Here is a 2,166-nt window from a genome sequence, read left to right as displayed (position 1 = left end):
CAACAGATCGCCGATCAGCGACATCAGGTAGAGGATGGACGCCGGTGTCTGCTCGGCGGGCTTGAGCACCACCGTGTTCCCCGCGGCCAGCGCAGGCGCCAGCTTCCACGCGCCCATCAGGATCGGGAAGTTCCACGGGATGATCTGGCCGACCACACCGAGCGGCTCCTGGAAGTGGTAGGCCACGGTGTTCTCGTCGATCTGCGACAGCGAACCCTCCTGGGCCCGGATCGCCGCGGCGAAGTACCGGAAATGGTCGGCGGCGAGCGGGATGTCGGCGGCCAGCGCTTCGCGGATGGGTTTGCCGTTGTCCCAGACCTCGGCGACGGCAAGCGCGTCCTTGTTCTCCTCCATCCGGTCGGCGATCTTGTTCAGGATCGCCGCCCGCTCGGCCGGTGCGGTCTTGCCCCACGTCGGCGCCGCGGCGTGCGCGGCATCGAGCGCCTTGTCGACGTCGGCCGCCTCGGAGCGCGCCACCTCACAGAATGTCTGGCCGGTCACCGGCGTCGGGTTCTCGAAGTAGCGACCGCTCGCCGGCGGAACCCATTGCCCCCCGATGAAGTTCTCGTACCGCGACTCATACGACATCAGCGCTCCGGCAGAACCCGGACGTGCGAAAACAGTCATCTGCTCGGCTCCTCCGTCTTGTGTGTAATACACCTCACACTACCGCCGGGGTCAGAATGGCTGCCATGACATCCGAGGCTGCCCAGGACACCGCTGACCCCTATCTGTGGCTCGAGGACGTGACCGCGCAGGAGTCGCTGGATTGGGTGCGGGCGCGCAACGAACCGACGCTGGCGCGGTTTCGCGACGCGGATTTCGAGCGGATGCGCACCGAGGCGCTCGAAGTGCTCGACACCGACGCCCGGATCCCCTATGTGGTGCGCCGCGGCGAATACCTGTACAACTTCTGGCGCGATGCGGCCAACCCGCGCGGGTTGTGGCGGCGCACCACGCTGGACAGCTACCGCACCGAGGATCCCGACTGGGATGTGTTGATCGACGTCGACGAGTTGGGCCGCGTCGACGACGAGAAGTGGGTGTGGGCGGGCGCCGGCGTCATCGAGCCCGAATACACGCGCGCGCTGGTCGGCCTGTCCCCTGGCGGCTCGGACGCCTCAATCGTGCGCGAATTCGACATGGCAACACGGCAATTCGTGGTCGACGGATTCGAGCTACCGGAGGCCAAGTCGCAGATCGCCTGGGCGGACGAGGACACCGTCCTGGTGGGCACGGATTTCGGCGAGGGCTCGCTCACCGAGTCCGGCTACCCGCGGGTGGTCAAGCGGTGGCGCCGAGGCACTCCGCTGAGCGACGCGGAGACCGTGTTCGAGGGCGCCGTGTCCGACGTCCGGGTCTCCGCGTCGGTGGACCGCACCCCCGGCTTCGAGCGCACCCTGCTGGGTCGAGCGATCGACTTCTGGAACGAGGAGATCTACGAGCTGCGCGGTCCGGAACTCATTCGCATCGACGCACCCACCGACGCCGGCGTCTCGATCCACCGTGAATGGCTGCTGATCGAGCTGCGCAGCGACTGGTCCTTCGGCGCCCAGACGTACGGCGCGGGCTCACTGCTGGCCGCCGATTACGACGAATTCCTCGCGGGCACAGCGGAATTGCGGGTGGTGTTCGTCCCCGACGAGCACACCGCACTCAACCACTACTCGTGGACCCGGGATCGGCTGGTGATCGTCACCCTCGCCGATGTCGCCAGCCGGGTCGAGATCGTCACGCCCGGCAGCTGGCAGCGTGAGCCGTTGGCGGGAATCCCGACGGCGACCAATACCGTCATCGTCACCGCCGATGGCAACGGCGATGAATTCTTCTTGGACTCAAGCTCGTTCGTCGCGCCGTCGCGACTGATGCGCGGCACCGGCGACGGTCCCCTCGACGAGATCAAGTCCGCGCCGGCGTTCTTCGATGCCGAGAACCTCTCCGTTGCACAGTATTTCGCTACGTCCGACGACGGCACGGTCATCCCGTACTTCGTCGTTCGTTCTTCCGATGCGGCGGGCCCGGGGCCGACGATGCTGTATGGCTACGGCGGGTTCGAAACGGCCAACACCCCGGGCTACAGCGGCGTGCTGGGCCGGTTATGGCTGACTCGCGGCGGAACCTATGTGCTGGCCAACATTCGCGGCGGCGGTGAGTACGGACCCGGCT

General features: G+C 67.0%; 2 protein-coding genes. One reads left to right on the top strand and one right to left on the bottom strand.

All coding sequences use genetic code 11. The annotated features are described in order from the left end of the window. Nucleotides 1-627 (bottom strand): aldehyde dehydrogenase family protein (locus JOZ00_RS05650; RefSeq protein ID WP_293340918.1); only part of this gene is annotated, 627 nt, incomplete at its 3' end. 65 nt (nt 628-692) lie between these two features. Here JOZ00_RS05650 and JOZ00_RS05645 point away from each other — a divergent pair. Beyond that, nucleotides 693-2,166, top strand: a 1,474-nt coding sequence (locus JOZ00_RS05645; RefSeq protein WP_293340915.1) for a S9 family peptidase, incomplete at its 3' end; no start/stop codon positions are given.

Origin of the sequence: Mycobacterium sp. (assembly GCF_019243155.1) — a bacterium.
Lineage (GTDB): Bacteria > Actinomycetota > Actinomycetes > Mycobacteriales > Mycobacteriaceae > Mycobacterium.
This window is presented reverse-complemented; position numbering and strand designations above follow the sequence as displayed.